Raw genomic sequence first — 23,141 nt, 5'->3', positions numbered from 1 at the left:
ATGCACATTTTGTTAACTAGACCTATAGAAGATTGCTCAGAAATGATAGTTAAGTTTCAATCTTTAGATCATAAAGTATCTCATCTACCATTAATAAATATTCAAAAAGTTCAACATGAAGTAATTAACTCTCGTGATTATGGTGGTTTAATTTTTACAAGTTCCAATGCTGTAAAAAATTTAAATGCAGAAAATTTAAATAAAAAATTAATTTGTTTTTGCGTTGGTAGTGCTACAGAAAAAAAAGCTAGAAATTTAGGCTTCCAAAATACAATTTCTGCAGAAGGGAATGTTTCAAATCTTAAAGAACTAATTCTACAAAATTATGAATTAAAAGAAACTCCACTTCTTTATATAAGTGGTGAGATCATAACAACTGATTTAGACCAACAATTATTAAAAGAAGGGTATGCTGTTAAACGTATTATAAATTATAAAGTAAATCATACCGAAACTTTTGATGAAAATTTTGTTAATGAATTAAAGCAGAATATGCCAGATATTGTTTATGTTTATTCTCAAAACAGTGCCTCTAGTTTCTTAAATTTTATAAAAATCTATCAAACAGAAAACCTTTGGATGAATACAAACTTGATGTGTATAGGTGAAAAAACCTCGTCAATATTGAATGAAATTAAATGGAAAAAGATATTTCTTTTTAATCCTGGAGAAGAAGAGTTTTTGTTATATAAAATTTAGGTATGGAATTAATAAATAATTTTTCTGAAATATTTTTATCTGTTTGGAATAAAGGAATACTTGGTGTCGATATTTTTCAAATTTTAATTGGAATAGGGATATTCTTACTTTTTTTAGTCTTTAGGGGGCTAATTAGTAAATTAATTATAAAAAAATTAGAAATTATCTCAAAAAGAACAACAAATAAATTAGATGACACTTTTGTTCAGTCATTAATTGGTCCAGCTAGATTTTTACCAATTGTTTTAGGTTTCTTTATTGCGAGTTACTACATGACTTTTTCAACAGAGGGTAGAGAAGTAGTTGATACAATTAATAGAACGTTAATTACGATATTAATTTTTTGGGTTATTCACCAAATTATAGAACCTATTTCATATATCTTAAGTGGACTAGATAAACTTTTAACTAGAGAACTTATTGGTTGGATAATTAAATCACTTAAGATTTTAATATTTATTTTAGGATTAGCTGCAGTACTAGAATTATGGGGTATTAAGATAGGACCAATTATTGCTGGTCTTGGTTTGTTTGGGGTTGCTGTTGCGCTTGGAGCGCAAGATTTATTTAAAAATTTAATTTCTGGAATTTTGGTATTAGTTGAAAAAAGATTTAAAATTGGAGATTGGATTGCAGTAGATGGGATTATTGAAGGCACAGTTGAAAAAATTGGTTTTAGATCAACAACAATAAGAAAGTTTGATAAATCTCTAGCGATTATTCCTAATTTTCAATTTGCAGAAAATGCTGTGGTTAATGTTAGCGAAACATCTAATTGGAGAATTAGATGGATAATTACATTGCAGTACGATTCTACGATTGATCAATTAAAAAAAATAAGAGAGGAAATTGAAAGTTATATAAACAACAGTGAAGACTTTAATCAATCAACTGGGGTTGCAGTTAGAATTGAGAAGTTTTCTGATAGTTCAATAGATTTATTGGTAAGATGTTTTACGAATTCAAATAGTTGGAGTAATTCACTAGAAGTTAAAGAGAGATTGGCAATTGAAATTAAGCAGATTGTAGAAAAAAATAAGGCCTCTTTTGCTTTCCCAAGTCAGTCAATTTATGTTGAGAAAAAATGATAGCAATTTTTTATTTAGTTTTACAGATTTTAAAACTGTATTCTTATGTTGTAATAGCAAATGTAGTTATAAGCTGGTTGATAGCATTTAATGTTTTAAATACTCAAAACAGATTTGTTTACTCAATTTTGGAGCTTACTTACAAATTAACTGAGCCAATTCTTAATAAAATTAGACGTTTTTTGCCTAATTTAGGATCACTAGATATTTCACCAATCATTCTTCTTCTATTGATTTGGTTTATTGAAATGTGTATGAAACTCTACATTGCACCAATTATATTTTAGAAAGTAAAATGATTTTAATTGACGGAAAAAAAGCTGCAGCTGAATTAAGAGAAGAATTAAAACAAGAAGTATCAGGACTTAAATCTAAACATAATAAAGTTCCTGGTTTAACTGTGATATTAATTGGAGATCTTACTCCAAGTCAAATTTATGTTCGTAATAAAGAAAAATCAGCAAACGAAGTAGGGTTAAAATCAGAAGTAATTAAATATCCTGATAGTGTTGAAGAAAAAACTGTTTTAGAAAAAATTGAAGAACTAAATAAAGATGAAACAGTTTCAGGAATTTTAGTTCAATTACCATTACCAAAACATATAGATAAGCAAAAAGTTATTGAGGCTATTGATCCTTCTAAAGATGTAGATGGTTTTCATCCAATGAATGTAGGAAATCTTTCATCAGGTTATGAAAGCTCAGTACCTTGTACACCTCTTGGCTGTTACTTGTTAATAAAAAAAATTGAACCAAATTTAAGTGGAAAAAAAGCTGTAGTAGTTGGTAGATCAAATTTAAATGGAAAACCAATGACGCAATTACTTTTGAAAGAGAATTGTACTGTAACAATTACTCATTCAAAAACCAAAGATCTAAAAGCTGAATGTTTAGAAGCTGATATAATTGTTGCAGCAGTTGGAATACCCGAGCTTGTAAAAGGAGACTGGGTAAAGAAAGATGCAATAGTAATCGATGTTGGTATCAATAAAACTGACAAAGGTATTGTTGGAGATGTTGATTTTGAAGACGTTTCAAAAAATGCAAAAGCCTTAACGCCAGTTCCAGGCGGTGTGGGACCAATGACTATCGCTTGTTTATTAAAAAACACAATCGAGTGTTTTAAAAGATCACAAAAATAAAGACTTTTTATCTAAGTTTAATTGTCTCAAGGATATTTAAACTGATTTAATTACTGTTGTATTTGATAAGCTGATTTTAATGAAAAAACCTAAATACGAATACAGAATTGCAATAATAATGATTTTATTAACTGCAGTTCCAATTGGGGCTACCCAATTAGGTTGGTATTTATATAATAAACAAGTTGGATTTGATTTTGGAATGATTGCTGGAGTTTTTTCTGTTATCTTGGCTGGATATTTAATGTATGAAAAAGGTTGGAGAGATGAGGATGAGGATTAATTAATGGAAAAAATTATTTTTTTTGCTTTAGCAGTTCCAATTCTAGGATTTGTTTTTTACCTAGGCGGTTCTGCAATTATGAAAGGTTTTAAGGCCAAAGTTGATAACAGACCTGTTAAATCAGAGGAAAAAGACGAAAGCGAAACTCAAGTTTCCCAAACAAATTCTAATGACTTAAGTAATGAAATTAGCAAATTAAATGAACTGCATAAAAGTGGAGTTTTAACTCAAGAAGAATTTGAAAAGGCAAAAAGTAAACTATTGAACAATTAATAGTTTAATCATGTTTAGTGGATTTAAAAAACAATTCATAAAAGTAAATAAAGGAAAAATTTTTTGCAGATTTAAAGGGAACGGTCCCCCCTTATTGCTACTTCATGGATACCCTCAAACTCATGCGATGTGGCACAAAACTGCTCCAGAGCTTAGTAAATATTTTACTGTGATAGTTGCAGACCTTAGAGGATATGGAGATAGCTTTGTTTTACCTGGTGGAATTAATCATAAAAATTATTCTAAAAGAGAAATGGCCAAAGATATGGTTCAGTTAATGAGTAAACTGAATTTCAGAAAATTTTTTGTAGCAGGTCATGATAGAGGTGGAAGAGTTGCACACAGAATGGCAAGAGATTTTAGAGATAAAATTTTAGCTTTGAGCGTTTTAGATATTTGTCCAACTCTGGACATGTATGAGCACACAGATATGAAATTCGCAACTGGATATTTTCATTGGTTTTATTTAATACAGCCAGCACCTTTACCGGAGAAAATGATCATGGCAGATCCTCAGAAATGGTTAAAAAGTCGTTTTAACAGATCATCTAAACTCGCGGTTGGAAGAGTTGAGGGTGAGTATTTAAGAGTCTTTAAACAAAAAAAAAGAATTCATGCAACCTGTGAAGATTATAGGGCTGCAGCTACTATAGATTTAGAGCATGATAAAAAGGATAGGAAAAAAAAACTAAACATTCCTATACAAGTTTTGTGGGGAAAAAAGGGAGTTGTTGGAACGCAATTTAAATCAGTTAAGATTTGGCAAAAATACACAAACAAAAAAGTTTATGGAGCAGAAATTAATTCAGATCATTTCATTCCAGAGGAAAATCCTAAACAAACCATAAATCATCTAAAGAATTTTTTTTTAAAAAATGTTGGAAATTAAACCAAATAAAAAAAATATTGGTGCGGAAATAACTGTAAATTTAAAAGAAATTACAAATAAAGATATTTTTAAAATTAAAAAAGCACTTAACCAATATGGGATGTTATATTTTAAAAAACAAAAATTAACTTCTAAACTTTATATAAAGTTTGCAAAAAATTTTGGAAAATTAGCCAACTATCCAAGATTGAAAGGTTTAAATAAGAAATTTCCTCAAATTACAGTAGTGCAAAGAAAATCAACAGATAAAGGTCCAAGTTTCGGTGAACAATTTCATACCGACTCAATTTATACAAAAAAGCCACCAAGATTTACAATGTTGTTTTCAAAACTTGTACCAAAAAAAGGAAAGGCTAATACAGAATTTTGTTCTCAATATCTTGCTTATAAAGAATTACCAAATTCAATAAAAAGAAAATTTAAAAACATTAAGGCCAAATATTCATCTGAGGGTCCAATTTCGGTTACAACCAAAGAAAGAGTAAAAGAAAAAGGAAAAAATATAAAAGAACTTAAATCTTCACATAAAATAATTAGAAAAATCAGTACAAATTATTCCATTTATTGCAGCCCAGGGCACTTTGTTGGTTTTAGTTCAAAAATAAAAAATCAAGAAAAGTTAAAAAAATTTTTATTTAATCATCAAATTAAGAAGAAGTTTCAGTTTTCATTGCCTTGGGAAAAAAATCAATTGGCTATATGGGATAATAGATCTATGCTTCATCAGGCAACATCATTCAAAGGAAATAGAATAATGCATAGAATTACCATTAAATAATAAATGTTCGCAATTTTTTTAGGACTAACTCCATTTATATTTATTACTTTTTTAGGATTTGTGTTTGGTAAGTTGAAAGTCTTAGACCTTAGTCATGCTAAAATTTTAAATCTTTTCTTGTTCTATATTGCAGTCCCGGCATTGATAATTAAGCTAATAGCCCAAAATGAAATCGGACAAGTAGATTTCAAACAAATTTTTTCTTATTTAATTATGCAATCGATATGTGGAATTATCGCTTACATAATAACTTCAAAATATTTTAAAAGATCTATTCCAGAGTCTATAATTTGGGCTTTAACAGTTGCATTATCAAACCATGTAACTTTGCTCTTACCAATAACAGAAATTTATTTTCAACAAAATGTAATTACTCAAGTTGCAAGTATAATATTAATGGATGGGATAATTTTATTATCTATAATTGCTTTTTTTCTCGAACTATCTACAAAAAAAAATATAAATTTATTTAATTTTATTAAAAATTTATTTTTAAACCCATTTATTCTTTCAATAATTATAGGTCTATTATTTTTATTATTAAATTTTAATATTGATCAAACTCCGATTGAATATACTTTGTCTAAACTTGCAGCATGTGTTTCACCAGTTGGATTGTTTGCAATTGGTATAATTCTTTCATTTTATACTAAAAATGTAATTAACAAATTATCTGTATCTATTTCAGTTTTAAAATTAGTTATTTCCCCAATAATTTTATTGTTAATTGGATTAGTGTTTTTTAATGCAGGATTGCCAGCTGAAATACCAGGTGCTTTCTTTGTGAGTGTTGCACCTTGTGGAGTTACTTCTATAGTTTTATGTGCTGCTTACAATGTAAGTCCTGAAAATATAATAAAAGCAATTTTTGTTTCTACTATTGCTTCTATAGGGACTATATTTTTTGCAATTAAGTATTTAACTCTATAACAATTTATCTAGAGGACTAACTTCTCCAATTTTAAAAATAATAGCATCTTCTTTACTAAAACCATATTTTTCAGCACTATCTTTAAATCTAATTGGGGGTTCCATAATCGGCTCTAATGATAAAACAAATGTTCCCCAATGCATTCCTAATACTTTTTTACTTTTTAGGTCCTGTGCAACATTCAAGGCTTCTTCAGGTGTAGTATGATAAATAGTTTTATCAAACATTGGTTTGAAATTATAAGCCCCAATATTAATCATTGTCAGATCTATAGGACCATATTTTTCACCTAGTTCTTTGTAGATTTCCCCATATCCGGTGTCACATGCAAATAAAATTTTTTTATTTTTATGTTCTATTAAAAAATTGCCCCACAAAGTTTTATTAGTGTCTGTTAAACTTCTCTTTGACCAATGAACTGCAGGAAGTAAAGAAATTTTCAAATCCTCATTTATAATTATTTGATCATACCAATCCATTTCATTTACATCTTTATATCCTTTAAAATATTTACCAAGATTTAGAGGTGTTAATACTTTTGCACTCTTGAAAGGAAAATTTCTAATTGTTGACATGTCCTGATGATCGTAATGATTATGAGTGAGTAAAAATATATCTGTTTGGGGTATCTCATTTAATTTTATTGCGGGATTAGTAAATCTTTTTGGACCAAAGATAAGTGGTCCAGCATTTTTTGAAAATACAGGGTCTGTTATAATAGTGGTTTTACCTAATTTTATGAGGTATGTCGCGTGACCTATCCAAGCAATATAATCATTATCTTTATATTTTTCTAAATCAGCTAACACTTTTTCTTTTTCAATCACATGTTCTTTTGGATAAGATAAATCAACTTTTTTTCTTAATTTACTGAAAGTTCTATAAGAAAATTTTCCTGATCTGGATATTATTACTGGAGATCCTTTTGGATTCCTGAAAGTACCATCAGGTAAATGATGATAAGGTCTTTCTTTCATATTATTTTTTTTTCTCCATTAACCATAAACTGTTTCCTGCAAGAAAATATATTTTTCCATTAACAGGGTGAACTTGTATGTCTCTTATTCTTCCAATTTTATCTTTAAAAATAATTGTTTCTTCAATATTAGACAAATTTTGAAAGTTTAATTTTCTCATTGATTTATCTTTTAAAGAAGTAATTAACGCTTCGCCATTCCATTCACTAAATTCTTTTCCCTTATAAATAGTTATAGCACTTGCTGCTATTGAAGGTACCCAGTATTGGATTGCCTTAGTAAAACCTAGTTTCCATTTAGGTCCAATCTTTGAGCCTGAATAATTTGTTCCACCCCAACCTAAAATTTTCCAACCATAATTTTCACCTTTTTTTATTTCACCAAACCAATCACCACCTTTTGCACCATGGTTGCTTGCATAAATTTTTCCATCAAAAGAGGAATAGGTTAGACCTTGAGGATTACGAACACCAATTTGATAAATTTCTGGTAACCAGTTTGATTTTCCTTCAAACTTAGGGTTATCTTTTGGAATACTACCATCTAAATGAATTCTGATAATACTTCCAGGATGGTTTGTTGGGTCTTGAGCAATCATACCTCCACCTCTTTCTCCAGCAGATGCAAAAAGATAATTATCTTTTATAGCTAATCTTGAACCGAAATGATAACCAGATTCTATTGGTGGTTCAGCTTGAAATATATTTTTAAAATCTAAATTTTTTTTATTTAGTTCAGCTTTTGCAATCGAGGTACTTGTTTTCCAATCCCCGCGATTTTCTGAATAAGAAATCCATAAGTGATTATTTTGGTAAATAATATCTAATAAACCTCCCTGTCCGTGTACAAAATAATTTAAGTTATGTTCAACTTCATAAACTTCTTCAGAAATAATATTTGCTATTTTTATTTTTCCAGTTTTTTCAGTGATAATAAGCTCTTTATCACTTATAAAAGACGATCCCCATGGGTCGCTTAAATCTACCAATTTTTTAAAAGTAAAATTTTCAGAAAAACTTTTTGATGAAAATAAAAAAAAGAAAAATATAGATAAAAAATATTTGATCACTTTATGAAAGTTTAGACCTACCACCATCAACCGCAATTATTTGGCCTGTTACCCAAGAACTTTCTTCTGTTAGTAAAAATTTTGCAAGAGCAGCGGAGTCTTTACCTTCACCCAATCTTTTAAGAGGATGTGCTTTTGCAATACCTTCAGCTATAGCATTATTTTTTAGCATTGGTTCTGCTATTTTAGATTTTGTTAAACTTGGTGCCACACAATTTACTCGTATGTTTGGAGCAAATTCTGCTGCAAGAGAAACCGTCAATCCTTCAATAGCTGCTTTTGCTGAAGCTATGATTGCATGATTTGTAAAACCTCTTTGAGCAGCAACAGTTGAAAATAAAACTATTGAACCTTTATTTTTTTTTAAACTTTCCTGATATCCTTTAATAGCTTCTACAGCAGAATAAAGATTAAGTTTCATGCATTTTTGAAAATCTTGTTCATTAACCATTCTTAATGGTTTTAAATCAATTGAACCGACGCAATAAGCTAGGCCTTTAATTTCAGAAATATCTGATTTAACTTTTTCAATAAATCCTTCCTCCAAAACATCTGCAACGGTATGTGAGCATCCAAGTTTTTCAGAGATAGAACTAAGTTCACTTTCATTTCTCCCAACTAAATGAATATCGTTTCCAGAGTTTTTTAGTTGTTCCGCTAAACTTGATCCAATAGAACCTGTCGCACCAAAAATTACATATTTTTCTGACATAAAAAATTTTATTAGTTATATTTAACTATGAAGTTATTTTTTATACTTGGTAATCAATTATTTCCAACAAAATACCTAGACCGCTTCAAAAAAGACCACCTATTCTTTATGGCTGAAGATAAGGGTTTATGTACATATGAAAAGCATCATAAACAAAAAATTTTATTATTTTTATCTTCTATGCGTTCTTATGCAGATGGATTAAGAAAAAATAAATTTAAATTAGATTATTATAAAATCGAGGATAAAGAATTTAATGAAGATTATTTAAAAAAATTAAAAAAAATAATCACACAAAAAAAAGTAAAAGAAATTTCAAGTTTTGAAGTAGAGGATAAATTTTTTGAGAAAAAAATTTCACAATTTTTTAAAAAAGAAAAAATTCACTGGAATGTTATTCAAACCCCTATGTTTTTAAATTCGAGAGATGAATTTAAAAATTATTTATCAAAATCTAAAAAACCTTTTATGGCAACTTTCTACAAGGATGTTAGAAAAAAATCTGGAATATTGATGGGTTCTGATGGTAATCCAGTTGGAGGTAAATGGAGCTTTGATGAAGATAATAGAAATAAATTACCTAAAAATATTTCAATTCCTAATTTTCCAAAAATAAATGAAACCATTCATACAAAAAAATTAAAGCCTATTATTGAAAAAGAATTTAAAAATCACCCAGGTAGTACAAATAATTTTTGGTTTGCAACGGAATACGAAGATGTAGTTAAACTATTGAATTTTTTTATAAAAGAAAAATCTAATCTTTTTGGTGATTATGAGGATGCGGTTGATCAAAAAGATAATATCCTGTTCCATAGTGCATTAAGTCCCTACATAAATTTAGGTTTAATAACTCCTGAATTTGTTGTCCAAAAAGTTTTAGACTTTCATAAGAAAAATAAAATTAGAATGAATTCTTTAGAGGGTTACATTCGCCAGGTGATTGGTTGGCGAGAATTTATGCGTGGAATTTATCAATCATATTCTCAAGAAATGGAAACTGGAAATTTTTTCAAACAAAATAGAAAAATGAAAAATTCTTGGTATGAGGGTACTACTGGTCTTCCACCTTTAGATTATGCGATTAAAAATGCAGTTAATCATGCTTGGTCACATCACATTGAAAGATTAATGATCTTATCCAATATTATGAACCTTTGTGAGATAAAGCCTACAATTGTTTATAAGTGGTTTATGGAGATGTTTGTAGACTCATCAGATTGGGTAATGGTTCCCAATGTATATGGAATGGGATTGTTTAGTGATGGAGGGATTTTCGCGACTAAACCATATATTTGTGGATCTGCATATTTTTTGAAAATGATGGACTTTAAGAAAGGTGATTGGTGTAACACCATGGATGGTCTTTATTGGAGATTTATTGACAGAAATAGAAAATTTTTTTTAAAAAATCCAAGATTATCTATGATGGTAAGAATTTTTGATAAAATGAAAGATGAGAGAAAAAAAATGATTTTATCAGAAGCTGATAAATTTATTAAACAAAATACAAACTAAACTTTATGTATATTGCCATTACTGGTTTAAAGCCAAAAAATTTTTTTTCAAAATTAAGATTCTGGTTGTTAGCAATCCCATCTTTTAAGGCAGCACAAAAAGCTGAGGGAAACATATTTTGTGAAACGAAGCCATTTAACGGATACCAGCATACTTTAACAGCTTGGAAAGATAGAAAGCTGATGGTTAAATATTTAAATGGAACTGAGCACTCAAAAGCAATGAGAAACTTTAGAGCAATTGCAACAGGCTCTACATATGGTTATGAAAGCGATCATATTCCAAATTGGGATGAAGCTTTAGATCTTTGGAATAAAAATTTTAAAGAATATTAAATTGAAAAAACAAAACTTACCCACAAAAATATGCCCTGTATGTAAAAGACCATTTACTTGGCGAAAAAAATGGAAACTTAATTGGGATAGAGTAAAATATTGTTCCAAGAAGTGTTCTAAGCTAAATTAGCCATAGTGAATATAATTGTACTACAACATATTAAAATAGAGGATCCAGGCTACATTAAAGATTTAATGCTATCTGATGGATTTAATTTAACCACAATAGAGTTAGACGAAGGAGAAAAAATACCAGAGGATCTTACTAAATTTGATGGAATGTTTTGTATGGGAGGACCAATGGATACCTATATGGAAAAGGATTATCCATGGTTAGTTGAAGAAAAGAAAAAAATCAAAGAATTTGTTGTAGATTTGAAAAAACCATATTTAGGTTTTTGCTTGGGTTGCCAATTATTAGGAGAGATAGTGGGTGGTAAAGTTGTTAAATCAAATCCTGCAGAAATTGGTATTATGGATATTGATTTTTCTAAAGAAAAAGAAAACGATAATTTGTTTTCAAAATTTCCTGATAAGATAAAAAGTTTACAATGGCATTCTTATGAGGTTCAAGGAATGGAAAATAATAATGATATAACTTTATTGGCTTCCTCACCGATTACTAAATATCAAATATTTAAATATCAAAACCACGCTTACGGAATTCAATTTCATATAGAAATAAAAGATACAACTGTCAATGAATGGGGATGTGTTCCTGAGTACAAGAAAGCTTTAGAGGATCAGCTTGGTGGTGACGCTTTAGAAAAATTTGATCAATCAGCAAAAGATAATATGAAAGACATGAACAATTATTCTACAATTCTATATAATAATTTTAAAAAACTCCTATGATTTGCATAAAGACCGAAATACCTAATGAGCTCAACGATATAGATGATGAACTTAAAGCAATCTACCACAGCAAAGATACAGTTTGTTTTTACATTTTTAAAACAAGAGAGTTAAGAAATGAATTTTTAGAAAAAACAAAGGGTATGAACAAAAGTGAGCGTAAAGAGATATATAAAAATTATGAATAATAAAATTTTTGAATGGGCAGGGGTTATTACAGCAATATTATATTCTTTATTTGTGGCTTTAAACATAGGAATAGAATTTTTTGGATTTTGTTTGTTGCTTTTGTCAGCTATTTTAATTGGAATTTGGGCTTATAGAGGTGGACACAAAGGAATTCTCTTACTGCAATTTTTTTATGCTACTGCTGGAATTATAGGTATGGTTCGATGGTTTTAGCCCAAGGTTGAAACTATTTTGGGAATATAATTTTTAAAATTAAAAAAACCTTTATTACAATATTGCCAAGCTAACTGATCAAGGCTTCTGTATAAAAAACTTACATTTATATTATTTAAATTTAAGTAGTCTAAATTTTCACCGACTGTAGGATACAAACCATAACAATTTTCAATGTCTGTCACTTCACTTATATCAATTAACTGAAAATCAATAGATTGACTTTTTAATCTTTGTCCTTGGTCTTCTATTAACTGAGATTTAAATTTCACTAATTTTTCACTGAGTTTTATAGATCTATTTTCATTTTTGTTAGAAACTAAGTAAATTTTCTTAAAGTTTTTTTCTTTAAAGTCTGTGATTTCAAATGAGAGATTATTATCAAACATTAAAAGATTTTTTTCTTCAAAATTTTGTGGATTAGTAAAATCTTGTTTTATTATTTGATAAGATTTTTCTGAGTTCTTAGGAGGGGCATTTTCATTTAATTTTATGTTTTGAAATCTATTGTTTGTGAATTTTTTAATATTCCATTCACTAGCAAGATAGTGTTTACCTTGAGTTTGAACACCTGCAACCCATCGCCATCCTAGAGTATTTGATGCAGCGTCTCCATCAAAAAGATTTTGCATGAAAAATTCCGCACCTAATTGCCAAGGTAGTTCTAAGGTAAAAATCCAAATGCTAGCAAACCACATTCTTGTATGATTGTGCAAGTAATTGTTTTCTTTTAGCTCGCTAACCCACTCATTGAAGCATTCAATATCTGTTTCCCCTTCAATTGCCGAGAGGTAATTTTTATTATTTTGAAATTCTTTTTTTATTTGATTTAATTCAATAAGATAGTCTGTCCAAACATTTGGTCTTAGTTCTAGCCAACCTTTCCAATAAGTTCTCCATAAAACTTCTTGAATAAATTTTTCATTTTTTGAAAAAGAAAATTTGCTTAGAGCTTTCTGGATGACTTCTTTTTCATTAATAATTCCATGAGTTATGTATGGTGATAGGCAAGATACATTAGTTCTTTTTTCAGAACCAAAATCAAAATTTCTTAATTTAGAGTATTCTGAAAGACCATTATTGATAAAATTATTTAATTGATTTAAGGCCTTGGCCCTCGAGGTTTCAAACATCATTTTATATTATTTTGTTTTTTTTTTCTTGAGACCCAATTTGTCACTATGTCTTAATCTCAAGACAACAATAGCTCCAGCTATTAATAAAATTGCGACCGCTTCATAAACAAGTGCTGTTGGATCCATCTCTTTTCCTTGTAAAATAATAAATCGCGCAAGAGCAGTAATTGCAATAAGTAGTGGAAGGGTGATACTAATTGATTGTTGGTTCCAAAAAACTCTAACCATCGCCAAGACCTCTAAATAAAGAAACATTAATAGTAGATCAGCTAATGTTACAGATTGATTTAAGAACATGTTTTTCATCTCAATTCCAACAGCAATAACTGTACTGATTAAGATAATAACCATCAAAGCTAGTTGTAAGTTTTTTGCTATCTTATCCATTATTTATCTTTACTGAATGGTAACCATTTTTCAAATACTGATTTTGATGGACCATCATACGGAATTGAATAAGAACTTGGATTTGGACTTGTTAAAACTTCAATACCTTTTGAGAAAACAAAAATAAATACTATTACAAAAACAATTACCATAATTTTAAATGGGTCAAAATTCTTAGTTTCAAATACACTGCTGGATCTTTCTTCTGCTTTATGGAATTGTTTAAATGTCATGTAGACTGCAAATATTAATCCAATATGAGCCACATAAAGACCAGCCCAACCAAAAGCAAAAGTAGTATATGAAAATACATATAAACTAAAAACTGTAGTCCATATAAAACTTAGAACTAAAAGAATTTGTAATCTTACTGTTTTTGGAAGAGCTCGAAGATCATTTTTACTATCATCAAATAAAATATTTGCGGCATCTTTCATCCAATTTTTTAATGAGTCCATAACTTAACGATACAGTTTTAAGAAGTTTTAACAAATGTTAAATTGACCTAAATTTAATTAAGTACGTAGTTTTTTCTTATGAAAGTTGATAAATCTTTCAACATTAGATTTATTAAATGTTTTATTTTCTTCAAAGGAAACTTTTTTCATAGAGTAGGCTGAACTGTTTGTATTTCGAGATTCGATTATTATATTTCCTTTATAAAGCTTAAGTTTTACTGAGCCGTTAACTTTGTTTTTTTTCAGATCAACAATTTTTTGAAGTTTAAATCTTTCTTTTGAATACCAGTAACCATTATAGATAAGTTCAGCATATCTTGGCATAATCTGATCTTTTTTATGCATTGTTTCTTTATCTAATGTTACGGATTCGATTGCTCTATGTGCATGAATTAATAAAGTTCCGCCTGGTGTTTCGTATACACCTCGAGACTTTATTCCAATAAATCTATTTTCAACTAAATCGACTCTTCCTATTCCATTTTTTCCAGCAACATTGTTAAGCTTTTCTAATAGTTTAGAAGGAGACATTTTTTTTCCATTAATTGCAAAAGGATCACCATTTTTAAAATTGATTGTAATAAATGAAGGCTTGCTTGGAGCTCTCTCAGGAGAAACTGTTCTTTGGTAAATAAATTCTGGTGCAGAATTTTTTGGATTTTCCAATACTTTCCCTTCAGTTGATGTATGAAATAAATTGTCATCTACTGAAAAAGGTGGAGCACCTTTTTTATCTTTTGGTATTGGTATCCCATGTTTTTTCGCATAGTTAATTAAATCAGTTCTTGATTTTAATTTCCAAATTCTCCATGGAGCAATAATTTTTATTTTTGGTCCAAAGTAATGATAGCCTAATTCAAATCTTACTTGGTCGTTTCCTTTTCCTGTAGCACCATGTGAAACTGCATTAGCTTTGAATTTTTTAGCAACTCTTATTTGGTCTTTGGCAATCAATGGTCTAGCAATAGAAGTCCCTAAAAGATACACCCCTTCATAAATTGCATGCCCTCTAATCATTGGATAAACGTAATCTTTTACAAAAACATCTTTTAAATCTTGGATAATAATATTTTTGACACCAAATTTTTTTGCATTCTTGAAAATTTTTTTTCTATCAATTTCTTGACCAACATCAGCAGTATAACAAACTACTTCAGCGTTATAATTTTCTTGAAGCCATTTTAAAATTATGGATGTATCTAAACCGCCTGAGTAGGCAAGTACAATTTTATTTTTTGATTTCATTTAATCATGTGCAAGCTTTTTTTGATGCATTGTAAGCTTTAGTAAATCCAAGCAAAGAATAATGATCAATTGTTTGGGATCCATTTTGATTGTAACCGGTAATCATTATCCTTGATCCCTTCTTCATTCTACTAATCATTTTTACTTCAATTTTGTTGTCAGCAATCCATGCAAATCCTTGTTGCATTATATCAAACTTAAATTTGTTCTTTCCTGATGCTGCAATAACAGAATTCTTTTTATTAAATTCATATCCAGGAGTAACACTCACTTCATTTGAAATACTTTCTTCTGGTCTAAAAGTTACAAATAATTTTGCATCTCTTTTGTTTGATTTTGGTGCTTGAAGTACAGGTACTGATTGAGCAAAACATACTTTGCCATCAGGTTCATATGCCACCATTGCCTCCCAATCTTTATATTTACCAATTTTTTTTACTTCCTGAGCAAATAGATGATTTGAACTTAAGATAAATATAGTTGATAAAATTATTATTTTTTTAATTAAGGACATGGGTTTGGATAAATTGTTTGAACTTGATTGATTTCTTCAATGACATCATTAGATAAATTTACATTTACACTTTCTATATCTGATTTCAACTGCTCCATTGTAGTTGCACCTATAATTACACTTGTCATAAATTCTTGAATTTCACAGAATTTAATAGACATTTGAGTCATATTTAAATTGTGTTTCTCACAGATTTTAAAATAAAGCTCTACAGCAGCCTCTGTGTTAGGTTTTCTATATCTTGTCCAAAAATCAAAGTCTCTTTCCATTCTTGATCCTTTAGGAAAATTTTTATTTCTGTATTTACCCGTTAAGTATCCACTTGCTAGAGGTGAATATGCAAGGCATCCAATTTTTTCTCTAATAGAAACCTCGGCTAATCCTACTTCATAAGATCTATTTAGTAAGCTGTATGGATTTTGAATAGACATCATTCTTGGTAAATTTTTATCTTTTGATAGCTGCAAATAATTTAACGCTCCCCAAGGAGTTTCGTTTGAAAGACCAATGTATCTTATTTTTCCAGCTTTAATATATTTATCTAATTCGCCAAGAACATCTTCAAATTGATTCCAATCATTTTCTTTATGAACATAACCAAGTCTTCCAAAATTATTTACATTTCTTTCTGGCCAATGCAGTTGATATAAATCGATATAATCTGTCTTAAGTCTTTTGAGACTATTGTTTAAGGCTGACTCTAAGTTTGGACCTGTAAAACTATTTTCACCATTTCTTAAATAATCTCTTGCTGGACCAGCAACTTTAGTAGCTAAAATAACTTCTTTTCTTTTTTTTGTTTTTTCAAACCAATTACCAATTATTTCTTCAGTATCACCATAAGTTTCCTTACGAGGAGGAACAGCATATAATTCAGCTGTATCCCAAAAATTAACTCCGTTGCTTAAAGCAAAGTCCATTTGTTCAAAGGCTTGATCTTGAGTATTTTGTTCTCCCCAAGTCATTGTACCGAGACAAATTGTACTCACATCAAGATCAGTATTTCCTAATTTTTTGTAATTCATTAATGTTTTATGTTAACTTTTTATTAATCTATTAAGGTATCTTGAATAATTGTCAAAAGACTATTATATCTAACATATTATGGAATTTGATAAAAACGGAATATTAAACAGAGCAAAAGCAGCACAACAAACCACAGCTGTAATGGATGAAGGCTTAAGAGCCTACATGTTAAAAGTTTATAACTACATGGCAACAGGTGTGCTGCTAACAGGGATCATAGCATTAATAACATTTAAGATGTCAGTCGTGACTGATCAATCAGGTGCAATTGTTGGATTAACACAAATGGGAAATGCAATTTATTTATCAGGGCTTAAATGGTTGGTAATGTTAGCTCCTTTAGGTATCGTTTTTTACATGAGTTTTGGAATCAATAAGATGAGCGCTTCAAAAGCTCAAACAACATTTTGGGTGTTTGCAGCTTTAATGGGACTATCTTTGTCTTCAATCTTATTAGTTTATACTGGCTTGAGTGTTACTAGAGTATTCTTCATAACATCAGCGACTTTTGGAGTGATGAGCATTTATGGTTATACAACTAAAAGAGATTTAACGAAGTTTGGCTCATTTTTAATGATGGGGTTGATTGGGATAATTATTGCATCAATCGTAAATATTTTCCTAAAGTCTTCAATGATGTACTTTGTAATTTCAATTTTAGGCGTTTTAATTTTCGTAGGTCTAACAGCTTATGATACTCAAAAAATTAAAAACATGTATGTTTCAAGTGACTCTGGTGAAATCGTAGGAAAAAAAGCAGTAATGGGTGCTTTAACATTATACCTAGACTTTATTAATCTGTTTATAATGTTGTTAAGACTTTTTGGTCAAAGACGATAATTTATTTTTGAAGTTTCTTCCAATTAGTATTTTTAAGTAAAGACTTAAGTTCGTAAGAATTTTTTAAAATCTTACCACTTGTATCTGTGATTAAGTATTTTAAATTTTTATTTTTTGGCTTAAAATTTTTGCAGATTTTGTAAAGTGCATTTTCTGCTGCATTTCTAAATACACTAAAGCTAACTTGTTTGCTTGAAATGTTGAGACCATAATCTTTCCAAGAGCCTTCCGAAACCATCTTAGCATAAAGATCTAAAATAATTTTAAGCTCATCTTTTTCAAAAAAATGTTTTTCCTCTATTTTATTTTGTGGATTGTTTACTACTAATCTTAAGTTATTACGCATCCATTTTATGTTTGTTTATTAAAGGTACCTGAAATCCTGTAAACACTATTGTTATTGGCAGCATTCCCCATACTTTAAAATTGACCCAAAATTCTTCAGTTTGTGTTCTCCAAACAAATTCATTTAATAGTGCAAGACCAAAGAAAAAAAACATCCACCTTCGATTTAAAATTTCCCATCCGATATCTGACAAAGGTATTGATTTACCCATAACTTTTTTAAGCACTGGTTCTTTCGTAAAGTATTTTCCAAAATATAAAGCCAAAGCAAACATGATATTTATTATTGTTGGTTTTACATAAATAAATATTGGATCATTAAAGTAGATAGTGAGACCTCCAAAAAAAGTTATTAAAATTCCACTTAACAAAGGCATCGGTGGTATTTTTTTTTCAAAAAACCAAACAACAGCTAATGCAATAATTGTTGCAACTATTAAGGGAGGAATTGCTACTGATAAATTTTTTCCACTGTTGTAATAATAGAAAAAAAATATTGCTAGAGGTCCAAAATCAGTAACAAATTTTAAAAAAGATTTATTCACTTAAAAGATATTAACATATTTGCCACATCACAAAACATTAATATTTTTTACATTGATTTTTATTTTTAAATACCCATACTAACTATCATGGCAATCCAAAAAGCTAAATTTTCAATTGGAGATATTGTTAAACACAAGCACTTCGAATTTAGAGGTGTTATTTATGATGTAGACTTCGAGTTTAACAATTCTGAGGAATGGTATCAGTCAATTCCAAAAAATGTTAGACCAAGAAAAGATCAGCCTTTTTATCACTTACTTGCTGAAAATGACGAAATTACTTACGAAGCCTATGTTTCAGAACAAAATCTTTTGATGGACGATTCAGACGAGCCTATAAAACATCCGTTAATTGAAGAAATTTTTTCAGGTAAAAAAGGCTCAAGTTATTTCAAGCTTTCTAATTAGTTATCATTATTCAAACACATTTATTTCCAATCTAGGCCACACTATTTTTTTATAAAATAATCATATTCTGATCAAGAGTGTTAAAAGTTAATCTTTCTTTATTATCTCCCCCTCTTCATTCTTGATCAGATAATTTTTCACAATAGTATTTTTAAAATAAATCCCTAAATTAGAGATATGTTTAAACTTTTAGAGCCAAATAAAATTTTTCAAATTACTTCGAAAGCACCAAAATATGTTTTGTTTTTATTCATTGTTGTTCTGTCTGTTGGATTAGTTGAAGCACTTATATTGTCTCCAGAAGATTACAAGCAAAGTGATGCTGTTAGAATTATGTATGTTCATGTTCCTGCTGCATGGATTTCTCTTGGAATTTTTTCTTCGATAACTGTTTTATCAATTTCAGGATTTATTTTTAAAAATAAAAATTTTTTTTTAATATCCAAAAGTTTAGCACCTTCAGGTTTTGTTTTTAACATTATTGCTTTGGTAACTGGTTCTATTTGGGGGAAGCCTACCTGGGGTACATGGTGGGCCTGGGATGCTAGGATTACTTCAATGTTAATTTTAGCTCTATTTTATGCTTTATACTTAATCTCTTGGAGAATTTATGAAAATGAAGAAAAAGTTTTTAAAATCTCAACTTTTATTACCATTCTTGGAATTATTAATGTGCCAATAATTAAGTACTCCGTTGATTGGTGGAATACACTTCACCAACCTGCCTCAATAAATATATTGTCTAAAAGCTCAATTCATTCATCAATGCTTTATCCTTTATTGATAATGACTGCGGCATTTGCTCTATTTTCGTTGTTAATTTTCTTAATGAAATATAATACAGAACTGATAAAAATTAAAAATAAAGGCTTAGATAGATTATGATTAACGAATTATTATTTATGAATGGATATGCAGTATACGTGTTATCTGCATTTGGTTTTACTTTATTAAGTTTCCTAAGTTTATATTTAGTAACAAAAGTTCAATTTATTAAAGAACAAAATAAATTTGTTGCTAAATTTGGATCACTTAACACTGAACAAGCTAATTCTGCAAAATCACAAAGAATAAATAAAGAAATTTTAGCTGACGCAACAAACAACTAATTTTTGATCGATGTATGGTCGAAAAGTTAAGTTAAGATTCCTATTTGTTTCGACTATTTTATTAATTTTAATATTAACTGTTTTTTTAGTTCTAAAATCCTTAGAAGAAAACGTTGTTTATTTTCAATCTCCTTCAGAGATTAAGTCATTAACTGAGCTGACAAATAATAAAATCAGAGTAGGTGGAATGGTTAAAAAAAATTCTATTAACATGAATTCTAATGAAGTGAATTTTATCATTACAGATTTTAAAAATGAGATTAATGTTACTTATTCAGGTGCTGTCCCAAATTTATTTGAGGAAGGAAAGGGAGTTGTAGCTGAAGGTGTTTTGAAAGACAGAAATTTTTTTTCAGCAACAAAAATTTTAGCAAAGCATGATGAAAATTATATGCCTCCAGAGGTTAAAGCTGCATTGGAGGAAAATTAATTGATTTATAGTGTTGTTGGATACTATGCACTGATTTTAGGACTAATTAGTGGTTTAATTTTGATCTATTTTTCAGTTCAAAATTTTAGAAATTCAGAAATTTTAGATACTAAAATATTATCATTATCATTTTTACAATTATTTTTTGTTGTTATCAGTTTTTTTGGTTTAGTTTTATCTTTTGTAGTTTCAGATTTTAGTAATGAAACTGTATTTAATAATTCCCATACTACTAAACCTTTGTTTTATAAAATCACAGGAACTTGGGGAAACCATGAGGGTAGTTTGTTATTGTGGTTGTTGGTTTTAACGTTATTTATTTTTATTTTTTTGTTAAGAACAAATAATCAATCAATAAAGTACAAAACTCTAACAACAATATTTCAGCAGATAATAATTATTGGTTTTTTTATATTTTTATTAAAAACTTCTAATCCATTTAATTACTTGTTCCCAATTCCTGAAGAAGGTTTAGGTTTAAATCCAATCTTGCAAGATCCCGCATTAGCAATTCATCCACCTGTTTTATATTTAGGCTATGTTGGTTCATCAATAATATTTTCCTCCACACTAGCAGCCACAACTTTAAAAATGGTTTCAGGAAGCTGGGCAACTCATATAAAAAAATGGACTTTAGTTTCTTGGATATTTTTGACATTGGGAATTTTACTAGGTTCTATTTGGGCTTATTATGAACTTGGATGGGGAGGATTTTGGTTTTGGGATCCAGTGGAAAATGTATCTCTTATGCCTTGGTTAGCACTAACCACATTATTACATTGTATATTAGTTCTGGAGAAAAAATCGATTTTAACTTCTTGGGTTATAATTTTATCTATAGCTACATTTACACTCAGTATGTGTGGAACTTTCTTAGTTAGATCAGGTATACTTAATTCAGTTCATACTTTCGCTAACGATCCTGAAAGAGGTTTATTTATATTAATATTTTTGTTTGTTCTAATTTTTATTTCTTTATTTATTTTTTTCTTTTTTCATAAAGAGGATCAAAAGAATTCAATAAATCTTTTTTGGTTAAGTAAAGAAAGTGCAATTATATTGAATAATTGGTTCATGATGTATTTTTTATCTGTGGTTTTAATAGGTACAGTGTATCCAATTTTTTTAGATGTAATTTCTTCAGAAAAAATATCTGTTGGTCCACCGTTTTACCATAAACTAATTATCCCTTTCTTAATTCCATTTTTAATCGCTATGGCAATCGGACCCCAATTGAAATGGATTAAATCTAACTTAGAGAGTAAAAAAATCCTTATATTTTTATTATTTATATCGATTTTAATATCTTATTTAATTGTTAAGAATTTTGACAAAAATTTCCTTGTAAACACTATTTTAATCTCAAGTGCGTTTTATTTATTTTTTATTACTGTAAGGGATTTTTTTACAAAAAAATTTAAAAACATATCTCAAAATATTGCTCACTTTGGATTTAGCTTATTAATCTTAAGTATTTTATTTAATAATTTACTTTCTAGTGAAGTAATAACTAATCTTAAAATTGGTGAAAGTTATGAAAATTCAAAAATCAAAATTACACTTGAGGACGTAAACCAGAGAAGTGAAAAAAACTTTAACTCAGTAGTAGCAAATTTTAAAATAATTTCTCCAGATGGAAAAATTAATAAAATGTCTCCAGAGTTAAGAATTTATAATCAGCCAAATATAGTAACCAGTGAAGCTGATATTAAAACTTCTTTAATGAAAGATAAATTTATCGTCATAAACTTGGTGCAAAATCAGGAATATTTTAATGTTAGATATCAAGACAAACCCTTTATGCTTTGGATATGGGTGTCAGTGTTATTATTAAGTATGGGTGGAATATTAAGATTGTTTAGAAAGAGAATATGAAAGATAAATTAATACCTTCAATAATAATAATAAGTTTTATAATTATTTTTTTTATATTTTATAAAGGTTTACAGGAAACAAATATCTATACCCCTAAGCCAGAAATAAAAAAAGATATTCCAATTTTTTCTGGCGTTAAGTTTGATAGCAAAGAAAATGTTAACTCATCAGAAATATTTAATTCAAATAAATTTTATTTATTAAATATATGGGCCTCATGGTGCGTACCCTGTAGACAAGAACATTCTTATTTAATGAGATTAAGCGAAAACAATAAAGTAATTTTAATTGGATTAAATTATAAAGATAATTTTAACAATGCTCAAAATTTTCTAATAAAATTGGGAAATCCATACGAAACAATATTATTAGATGAAGATGGTACAATTTCAATAGAGTGGGGAGCATATGGTGTGCCTGAAACTTTTTTAATTCATAAAAATAAAATAGTTGCAAAATACATTGGACCATTAAATGAAAAATTAATTAACGAAATTAACTCAATAATAAAATGAGAATTTTAAAAATTACTTTAATTATTTTATTAATAATTCCAAAAATATCAATTGCTGATGATCAGCTCGAAAGAAATAAGATTACGAAAAATTTAAGATGTTTAATTTGTCAGGGTCAATCTGTGTATGACTCAGATTCTGATTTTGCAAATAGCATGAAAATTTTAGTTGATAAAAAACTTGAGGAAGGACTATCTGAAAATCAAATTTATGATTTTTTTAAGGAAAAATATGGTGAATGGATTTTGTATGATCCTGGTTTAAATAAAAACACTTATATTCTTTGGTTATTGCCAATATTGATATTTTTACTTGGAGGTGCAATAATCATAAAAAAACTAAAATTTAAAATTTAATC

The 23,141-nt window shown here is 28.6% G+C and carries 34 protein-coding genes; 23 read left to right on the top strand and 11 right to left on the bottom strand.

Features of this window, described 5'->3' with window-relative positions:
- The 9 genes from ACTTA4_RS01005 to ACTTA4_RS00965 all read left to right on the top strand — a co-directional run bounded on the left by ACTTA4_RS01005 (position 1) and on the right by ACTTA4_RS00965 (position 6,081).
- A complete protein-coding gene (locus tag ACTTA4_RS01005) occupies positions 1-699 on the top strand; it encodes a uroporphyrinogen-III synthase (RefSeq protein WP_440633145.1) in 699 nt (232 codons plus the stop codon).
- A 2-nt stretch (positions 700-701) separates the two neighbouring features.
- Complete coding sequence (locus ACTTA4_RS01000) at positions 702-1,787, top strand: mechanosensitive ion channel family protein (protein ID WP_262589969.1); 1,086 nt, start codon at positions 702-704, stop codon at positions 1,785-1,787.
- A complete protein-coding gene (locus ACTTA4_RS00995; RefSeq protein WP_262589968.1) occupies positions 1,784-2,074 on the top strand; it encodes a YggT family protein in 291 nt (96 codons plus the stop codon). The genes ACTTA4_RS01000 and ACTTA4_RS00995 overlap by 4 nt, the downstream gene beginning before the upstream one ends.
- An 8-nt stretch (positions 2,075-2,082) precedes the next feature.
- On the top strand, positions 2,083-2,928 hold the full coding sequence (locus tag ACTTA4_RS00990) for a bifunctional 5,10-methylenetetrahydrofolate dehydrogenase/5,10-methenyltetrahydrofolate cyclohydrolase (protein ID WP_440633144.1): 846 nt from the start codon (positions 2,083-2,085) through the stop codon (positions 2,926-2,928).
- Positions 2,929-3,007: 79 nt separating this feature from the next.
- Complete coding sequence (locus ACTTA4_RS00985) at positions 3,008-3,211, top strand: hypothetical protein (protein ID WP_262589965.1); 204 nt, start codon at positions 3,008-3,010, stop codon at positions 3,209-3,211.
- 3 nt (positions 3,212-3,214) lie between these two features.
- Complete coding sequence (locus ACTTA4_RS00980; protein WP_440633143.1) at positions 3,215-3,484, top strand: SHOCT domain-containing protein; 270 nt, start codon at positions 3,215-3,217, stop codon at positions 3,482-3,484.
- 10 nt (positions 3,485-3,494) lie between these two features.
- On the top strand, positions 3,495-4,373 hold the full coding sequence (locus ACTTA4_RS00975; protein ID WP_440633142.1) for an alpha/beta fold hydrolase: 879 nt from the start codon (positions 3,495-3,497) through the stop codon (positions 4,371-4,373).
- On the top strand, positions 4,360-5,151 hold the full coding sequence (locus ACTTA4_RS00970) for a TauD/TfdA dioxygenase family protein (RefSeq protein ID WP_440633141.1): 792 nt from the start codon (positions 4,360-4,362) through the stop codon (positions 5,149-5,151). Before ACTTA4_RS00975 ends, ACTTA4_RS00970 begins: the two co-directional genes overlap by 14 nt.
- Before the next feature lie 3 nt (positions 5,152-5,154).
- Positions 5,155-6,081 carry an AEC family transporter gene (locus tag ACTTA4_RS00965; RefSeq protein WP_440633140.1) on the top strand — a complete coding sequence of 309 codons (927 nt, stop codon included), beginning with the start codon at positions 5,155-5,157 and terminating at the stop codon, positions 6,079-6,081.
- Here the strand turns inward: ACTTA4_RS00965 and ACTTA4_RS00960 are convergent.
- From ACTTA4_RS00960 to ACTTA4_RS00950, 3 genes are read right to left on the bottom strand one after another with little or no spacing between them, the layout of a single operon-like run.
- On the bottom strand, positions 6,076-7,059 hold the full coding sequence (locus ACTTA4_RS00960; protein WP_440633139.1) for an MBL fold metallo-hydrolase: 984 nt from the start codon (positions 7,057-7,059) through the stop codon (positions 6,076-6,078). The two genes, ACTTA4_RS00965 and ACTTA4_RS00960, sit on opposite strands and share 6 nt — an antisense overlap.
- Before the next feature lies 1 nt (position 7,060).
- Positions 7,061-8,155 carry a PQQ-dependent sugar dehydrogenase gene (locus tag ACTTA4_RS00955; protein ID WP_440633138.1) on the bottom strand — a complete coding sequence of 365 codons (1,095 nt, stop codon included), beginning with the start codon at positions 8,153-8,155 and terminating at the stop codon, positions 7,061-7,063.
- On the bottom strand, positions 8,130-8,840 hold the full coding sequence (locus ACTTA4_RS00950) for an SDR family NAD(P)-dependent oxidoreductase (RefSeq protein WP_440633137.1): 711 nt from the start codon (positions 8,838-8,840) through the stop codon (positions 8,130-8,132). The genes ACTTA4_RS00955 and ACTTA4_RS00950 overlap by 26 nt, the downstream gene beginning before the upstream one ends.
- A 27-nt stretch (positions 8,841-8,867) precedes the next feature.
- Here ACTTA4_RS00950 and ACTTA4_RS00945 point away from each other — a divergent pair, with 27 nt between their 5' ends.
- Genes ACTTA4_RS00945 through ACTTA4_RS00920 form a run of 6 tightly spaced genes read left to right on the top strand, consistent with a single transcriptional unit; the run spans position 8,868 to position 11,950 of the window.
- Entirely contained in the window at positions 8,868-10,358 is a 1,491-nt protein-coding gene (locus ACTTA4_RS00945; RefSeq protein WP_440633136.1) for a cryptochrome/photolyase family protein, read from the top strand.
- A 5-nt stretch (positions 10,359-10,363) separates the two neighbouring features.
- Positions 10,364-10,693, top strand: coding sequence for a hypothetical protein (locus ACTTA4_RS00940; RefSeq protein WP_440633135.1), 330 nt, complete (start codon positions 10,364-10,366; stop codon positions 10,691-10,693).
- Position 10,694: 1 nt separating this feature from the next.
- Complete coding sequence (locus ACTTA4_RS00935; protein WP_440633134.1) at positions 10,695-10,823, top strand: DUF2256 domain-containing protein; 129 nt, start codon at positions 10,695-10,697, stop codon at positions 10,821-10,823.
- Positions 10,824-10,828: 5 nt separating this feature from the next.
- A complete protein-coding gene (locus ACTTA4_RS00930) occupies positions 10,829-11,548 on the top strand; it encodes a type 1 glutamine amidotransferase (protein WP_440633133.1) in 720 nt (239 codons plus the stop codon).
- A complete protein-coding gene (locus tag ACTTA4_RS00925; RefSeq protein ID WP_440633132.1) occupies positions 11,545-11,736 on the top strand; it encodes a hypothetical protein in 192 nt (63 codons plus the stop codon). The genes ACTTA4_RS00930 and ACTTA4_RS00925 overlap by 4 nt, the downstream gene beginning before the upstream one ends.
- Positions 11,729-11,950: a hypothetical protein gene (locus ACTTA4_RS00920; protein ID WP_023854586.1), complete on the top strand. Its 222-nt coding sequence runs from the start codon at positions 11,729-11,731 to the stop codon at positions 11,948-11,950. Before ACTTA4_RS00925 ends, ACTTA4_RS00920 begins: the two co-directional genes overlap by 8 nt.
- Here ACTTA4_RS00920 and ACTTA4_RS00915 read toward each other — a convergent pair.
- The 6 genes from ACTTA4_RS00915 to ACTTA4_RS00890 are packed head-to-tail and all read right to left on the bottom strand — an operon-like array spanning position 11,947 to position 16,715.
- Positions 11,947-13,086 carry an FAD-binding domain-containing protein gene (locus tag ACTTA4_RS00915; RefSeq protein ID WP_440633131.1) on the bottom strand — a complete coding sequence of 380 codons (1,140 nt, stop codon included), beginning with the start codon at positions 13,084-13,086 and terminating at the stop codon, positions 11,947-11,949. The two genes, ACTTA4_RS00920 and ACTTA4_RS00915, sit on opposite strands and share 4 nt — an antisense overlap.
- Before the next feature lie 6 nt (positions 13,087-13,092).
- Positions 13,093-13,473, bottom strand: coding sequence for a phosphate-starvation-inducible PsiE family protein (locus ACTTA4_RS00910; RefSeq protein ID WP_440633130.1), 381 nt, complete (start codon positions 13,471-13,473; stop codon positions 13,093-13,095).
- Positions 13,473-13,931 (bottom strand): hypothetical protein, encoded by a 459-nt coding sequence (locus ACTTA4_RS00905; protein ID WP_440633129.1) that lies wholly within the window; start codon positions 13,929-13,931, stop codon positions 13,473-13,475. The genes ACTTA4_RS00910 and ACTTA4_RS00905 overlap by 1 nt, the downstream gene beginning before the upstream one ends.
- A gap of 57 nt (positions 13,932-13,988) precedes the next feature.
- Positions 13,989-15,176: an argininosuccinate synthase gene (locus tag ACTTA4_RS00900; protein WP_440633128.1), complete on the bottom strand. Its 1,188-nt coding sequence runs from the start codon at positions 15,174-15,176 to the stop codon at positions 13,989-13,991.
- Positions 15,177-15,180: 4 nt separating this feature from the next.
- On the bottom strand, positions 15,181-15,690 hold the full coding sequence (locus tag ACTTA4_RS00895) for an invasion associated locus B family protein (RefSeq protein WP_440633127.1): 510 nt from the start codon (positions 15,688-15,690) through the stop codon (positions 15,181-15,183).
- Positions 15,681-16,715, bottom strand: a complete 1,035-nt coding sequence (locus ACTTA4_RS00890) for an aldo/keto reductase (protein ID WP_440633126.1) — start codon at positions 16,713-16,715, stop codon at positions 15,681-15,683. The genes ACTTA4_RS00895 and ACTTA4_RS00890 overlap by 10 nt, the downstream gene beginning before the upstream one ends.
- A 79-nt stretch (positions 16,716-16,794) precedes the next feature.
- Here ACTTA4_RS00890 and ACTTA4_RS00885 point away from each other — a divergent pair, with 79 nt between their 5' ends.
- Positions 16,795-17,556 carry a Bax inhibitor-1/YccA family protein gene (locus tag ACTTA4_RS00885; RefSeq protein WP_440633125.1) on the top strand — a complete coding sequence of 254 codons (762 nt, stop codon included), beginning with the start codon at positions 16,795-16,797 and terminating at the stop codon, positions 17,554-17,556.
- Between the two features lies 1 nt (position 17,557).
- On the opposite strand, the gene ACTTA4_RS00880 is transcribed toward ACTTA4_RS00885, so the two are convergent.
- Entirely contained in the window at positions 17,558-17,902 is a 345-nt protein-coding gene (locus ACTTA4_RS00880) for a DUF2794 domain-containing protein (protein WP_440633124.1), read from the bottom strand.
- Positions 17,895-18,446, bottom strand: a complete 552-nt coding sequence (locus ACTTA4_RS00875) for a septation protein A (protein ID WP_440633123.1) — start codon at positions 18,444-18,446, stop codon at positions 17,895-17,897. The genes ACTTA4_RS00880 and ACTTA4_RS00875 overlap by 8 nt, the downstream gene beginning before the upstream one ends.
- 87 nt (positions 18,447-18,533) lie before the next feature.
- Here ACTTA4_RS00875 and hspQ point away from each other — a divergent pair, with 87 nt between their 5' ends.
- The 7 genes from hspQ to ACTTA4_RS00840 all read left to right on the top strand — a co-directional run bounded on the left by hspQ (position 18,534) and on the right by ACTTA4_RS00840 (position 23,139).
- Positions 18,534-18,854 (top strand): heat shock protein HspQ, encoded by a 321-nt coding sequence (gene hspQ, locus ACTTA4_RS00870; protein ID WP_262589942.1) that lies wholly within the window; start codon positions 18,534-18,536, stop codon positions 18,852-18,854.
- Between the two features lie 177 nt (positions 18,855-19,031).
- Entirely contained in the window at positions 19,032-19,739 is a 708-nt protein-coding gene (ccmC, locus tag ACTTA4_RS00865) for a heme ABC transporter permease CcmC (protein ID WP_440633122.1), read from the top strand.
- A complete protein-coding gene (locus ACTTA4_RS00860) occupies positions 19,736-19,963 on the top strand; it encodes a heme exporter protein CcmD (protein ID WP_440633121.1) in 228 nt (75 codons plus the stop codon). The genes ccmC and ACTTA4_RS00860 overlap by 4 nt, the downstream gene beginning before the upstream one ends.
- 10 nt (positions 19,964-19,973) lie before the next feature.
- Positions 19,974-20,393: a cytochrome c maturation protein CcmE gene (gene ccmE / locus ACTTA4_RS00855; RefSeq protein ID WP_440619107.1), complete on the top strand. Its 420-nt coding sequence runs from the start codon at positions 19,974-19,976 to the stop codon at positions 20,391-20,393.
- Entirely contained in the window at positions 20,394-22,268 is a 1,875-nt protein-coding gene (locus ACTTA4_RS00850) for a heme lyase CcmF/NrfE family subunit (protein ID WP_440633120.1), read from the top strand. It abuts the gene before it with no gap.
- Positions 22,265-22,783, top strand: coding sequence for a DsbE family thiol:disulfide interchange protein (locus ACTTA4_RS00845; protein WP_440633119.1), 519 nt, complete (start codon positions 22,265-22,267; stop codon positions 22,781-22,783). The genes ACTTA4_RS00850 and ACTTA4_RS00845 overlap by 4 nt, the downstream gene beginning before the upstream one ends.
- Entirely contained in the window at positions 22,780-23,139 is a 360-nt protein-coding gene (locus tag ACTTA4_RS00840; protein ID WP_440633118.1) for a cytochrome c-type biogenesis protein, read from the top strand. The genes ACTTA4_RS00845 and ACTTA4_RS00840 overlap by 4 nt, the downstream gene beginning before the upstream one ends.
- The last annotated feature ends 2 nt before the right edge of the window (positions 23,140-23,141 follow it).

This window comes from Candidatus Pelagibacter sp. HIMB1485 (genome assembly GCF_052048055.1).
GTDB lineage: Bacteria > Pseudomonadota > Alphaproteobacteria > Pelagibacterales > Pelagibacteraceae > Pelagibacter.
Note: the sequence above shows the minus strand (reverse complement) of the source record. Positions and strands in the feature narration are given on the sequence as shown.

Coding starts and splice junctions, on each gene's coding strand:
- ACTTA4_RS01005 (WP_440633145.1), top strand. CDS start 1: ATGCACATTTTGTTAACTAGACCTATAGAAGATTGCTCAGAAATGATA.
- ACTTA4_RS01000 (WP_262589969.1), top strand. CDS start 702: ATGGAATTAATAAATAATTTTTCTGAAATATTTTTATCTGTTTGGAAT.
- ACTTA4_RS00995 (WP_262589968.1), top strand. CDS start 1,784: ATGATAGCAATTTTTTATTTAGTTTTACAGATTTTAAAACTGTATTCT.
- ACTTA4_RS00990 (WP_440633144.1), top strand. CDS start 2,083: ATGATTTTAATTGACGGAAAAAAAGCTGCAGCTGAATTAAGAGAAGAA.
- ACTTA4_RS00985 (WP_262589965.1), top strand. CDS start 3,008: ATGAAAAAACCTAAATACGAATACAGAATTGCAATAATAATGATTTTA.
- ACTTA4_RS00980 (WP_440633143.1), top strand. CDS start 3,215: ATGGAAAAAATTATTTTTTTTGCTTTAGCAGTTCCAATTCTAGGATTT.
- ACTTA4_RS00975 (WP_440633142.1), top strand. CDS start 3,495: ATGTTTAGTGGATTTAAAAAACAATTCATAAAAGTAAATAAAGGAAAA.
- ACTTA4_RS00970 (WP_440633141.1), top strand. CDS start 4,360: ATGTTGGAAATTAAACCAAATAAAAAAAATATTGGTGCGGAAATAACT.
- ACTTA4_RS00965 (WP_440633140.1), top strand. CDS start 5,155: ATGTTCGCAATTTTTTTAGGACTAACTCCATTTATATTTATTACTTTT.
- ACTTA4_RS00960 (WP_440633139.1), bottom strand. CDS start 7,059: ATGAAAGAAAGACCTTATCATCATTTACCTGATGGTACTTTCAGGAAT.
- ACTTA4_RS00955 (WP_440633138.1), bottom strand. CDS start 8,155: ATGGTGGTAGGTCTAAACTTTCATAAAGTGATCAAATATTTTTTATCT.
- ACTTA4_RS00950 (WP_440633137.1), bottom strand. CDS start 8,840: ATGTCAGAAAAATATGTAATTTTTGGTGCGACAGGTTCTATTGGATCA.
- ACTTA4_RS00945 (WP_440633136.1), top strand. CDS start 8,868: ATGAAGTTATTTTTTATACTTGGTAATCAATTATTTCCAACAAAATAC.
- ACTTA4_RS00940 (WP_440633135.1), top strand. CDS start 10,364: ATGTATATTGCCATTACTGGTTTAAAGCCAAAAAATTTTTTTTCAAAA.
- ACTTA4_RS00925 (WP_440633132.1), top strand. CDS start 11,545: ATGATTTGCATAAAGACCGAAATACCTAATGAGCTCAACGATATAGAT.
- ACTTA4_RS00920 (WP_023854586.1), top strand. CDS start 11,729: ATGAATAATAAAATTTTTGAATGGGCAGGGGTTATTACAGCAATATTA.
- ACTTA4_RS00915 (WP_440633131.1), bottom strand. CDS start 13,086: ATGATGTTTGAAACCTCGAGGGCCAAGGCCTTAAATCAATTAAATAAT.
- ACTTA4_RS00910 (WP_440633130.1), bottom strand. CDS start 13,473: ATGGATAAGATAGCAAAAAACTTACAACTAGCTTTGATGGTTATTATC.
- ACTTA4_RS00905 (WP_440633129.1), bottom strand. CDS start 13,931: ATGGACTCATTAAAAAATTGGATGAAAGATGCCGCAAATATTTTATTT.
- ACTTA4_RS00900 (WP_440633128.1), bottom strand. CDS start 15,176: ATGAAATCAAAAAATAAAATTGTACTTGCCTACTCAGGCGGTTTAGAT.
- ACTTA4_RS00895 (WP_440633127.1), bottom strand. CDS start 15,690: ATGTCCTTAATTAAAAAAATAATAATTTTATCAACTATATTTATCTTA.
- ACTTA4_RS00890 (WP_440633126.1), bottom strand. CDS start 16,715: ATGAATTACAAAAAATTAGGAAATACTGATCTTGATGTGAGTACAATT.
- ACTTA4_RS00885 (WP_440633125.1), top strand. CDS start 16,795: ATGGAATTTGATAAAAACGGAATATTAAACAGAGCAAAAGCAGCACAA.
- ACTTA4_RS00880 (WP_440633124.1), bottom strand. CDS start 17,902: ATGCGTAATAACTTAAGATTAGTAGTAAACAATCCACAAAATAAAATA.
- hspQ (WP_262589942.1), top strand. CDS start 18,534: ATGGCAATCCAAAAAGCTAAATTTTCAATTGGAGATATTGTTAAACAC.
- ccmC (WP_440633122.1), top strand. CDS start 19,032: ATGTTTAAACTTTTAGAGCCAAATAAAATTTTTCAAATTACTTCGAAA.
- ACTTA4_RS00860 (WP_440633121.1), top strand. CDS start 19,736: ATGATTAACGAATTATTATTTATGAATGGATATGCAGTATACGTGTTA.
- ccmE (WP_440619107.1), top strand. CDS start 19,974: ATGTATGGTCGAAAAGTTAAGTTAAGATTCCTATTTGTTTCGACTATT.
- ACTTA4_RS00845 (WP_440633119.1), top strand. CDS start 22,265: ATGAAAGATAAATTAATACCTTCAATAATAATAATAAGTTTTATAATT.
- ACTTA4_RS00840 (WP_440633118.1), top strand. CDS start 22,780: ATGAGAATTTTAAAAATTACTTTAATTATTTTATTAATAATTCCAAAA.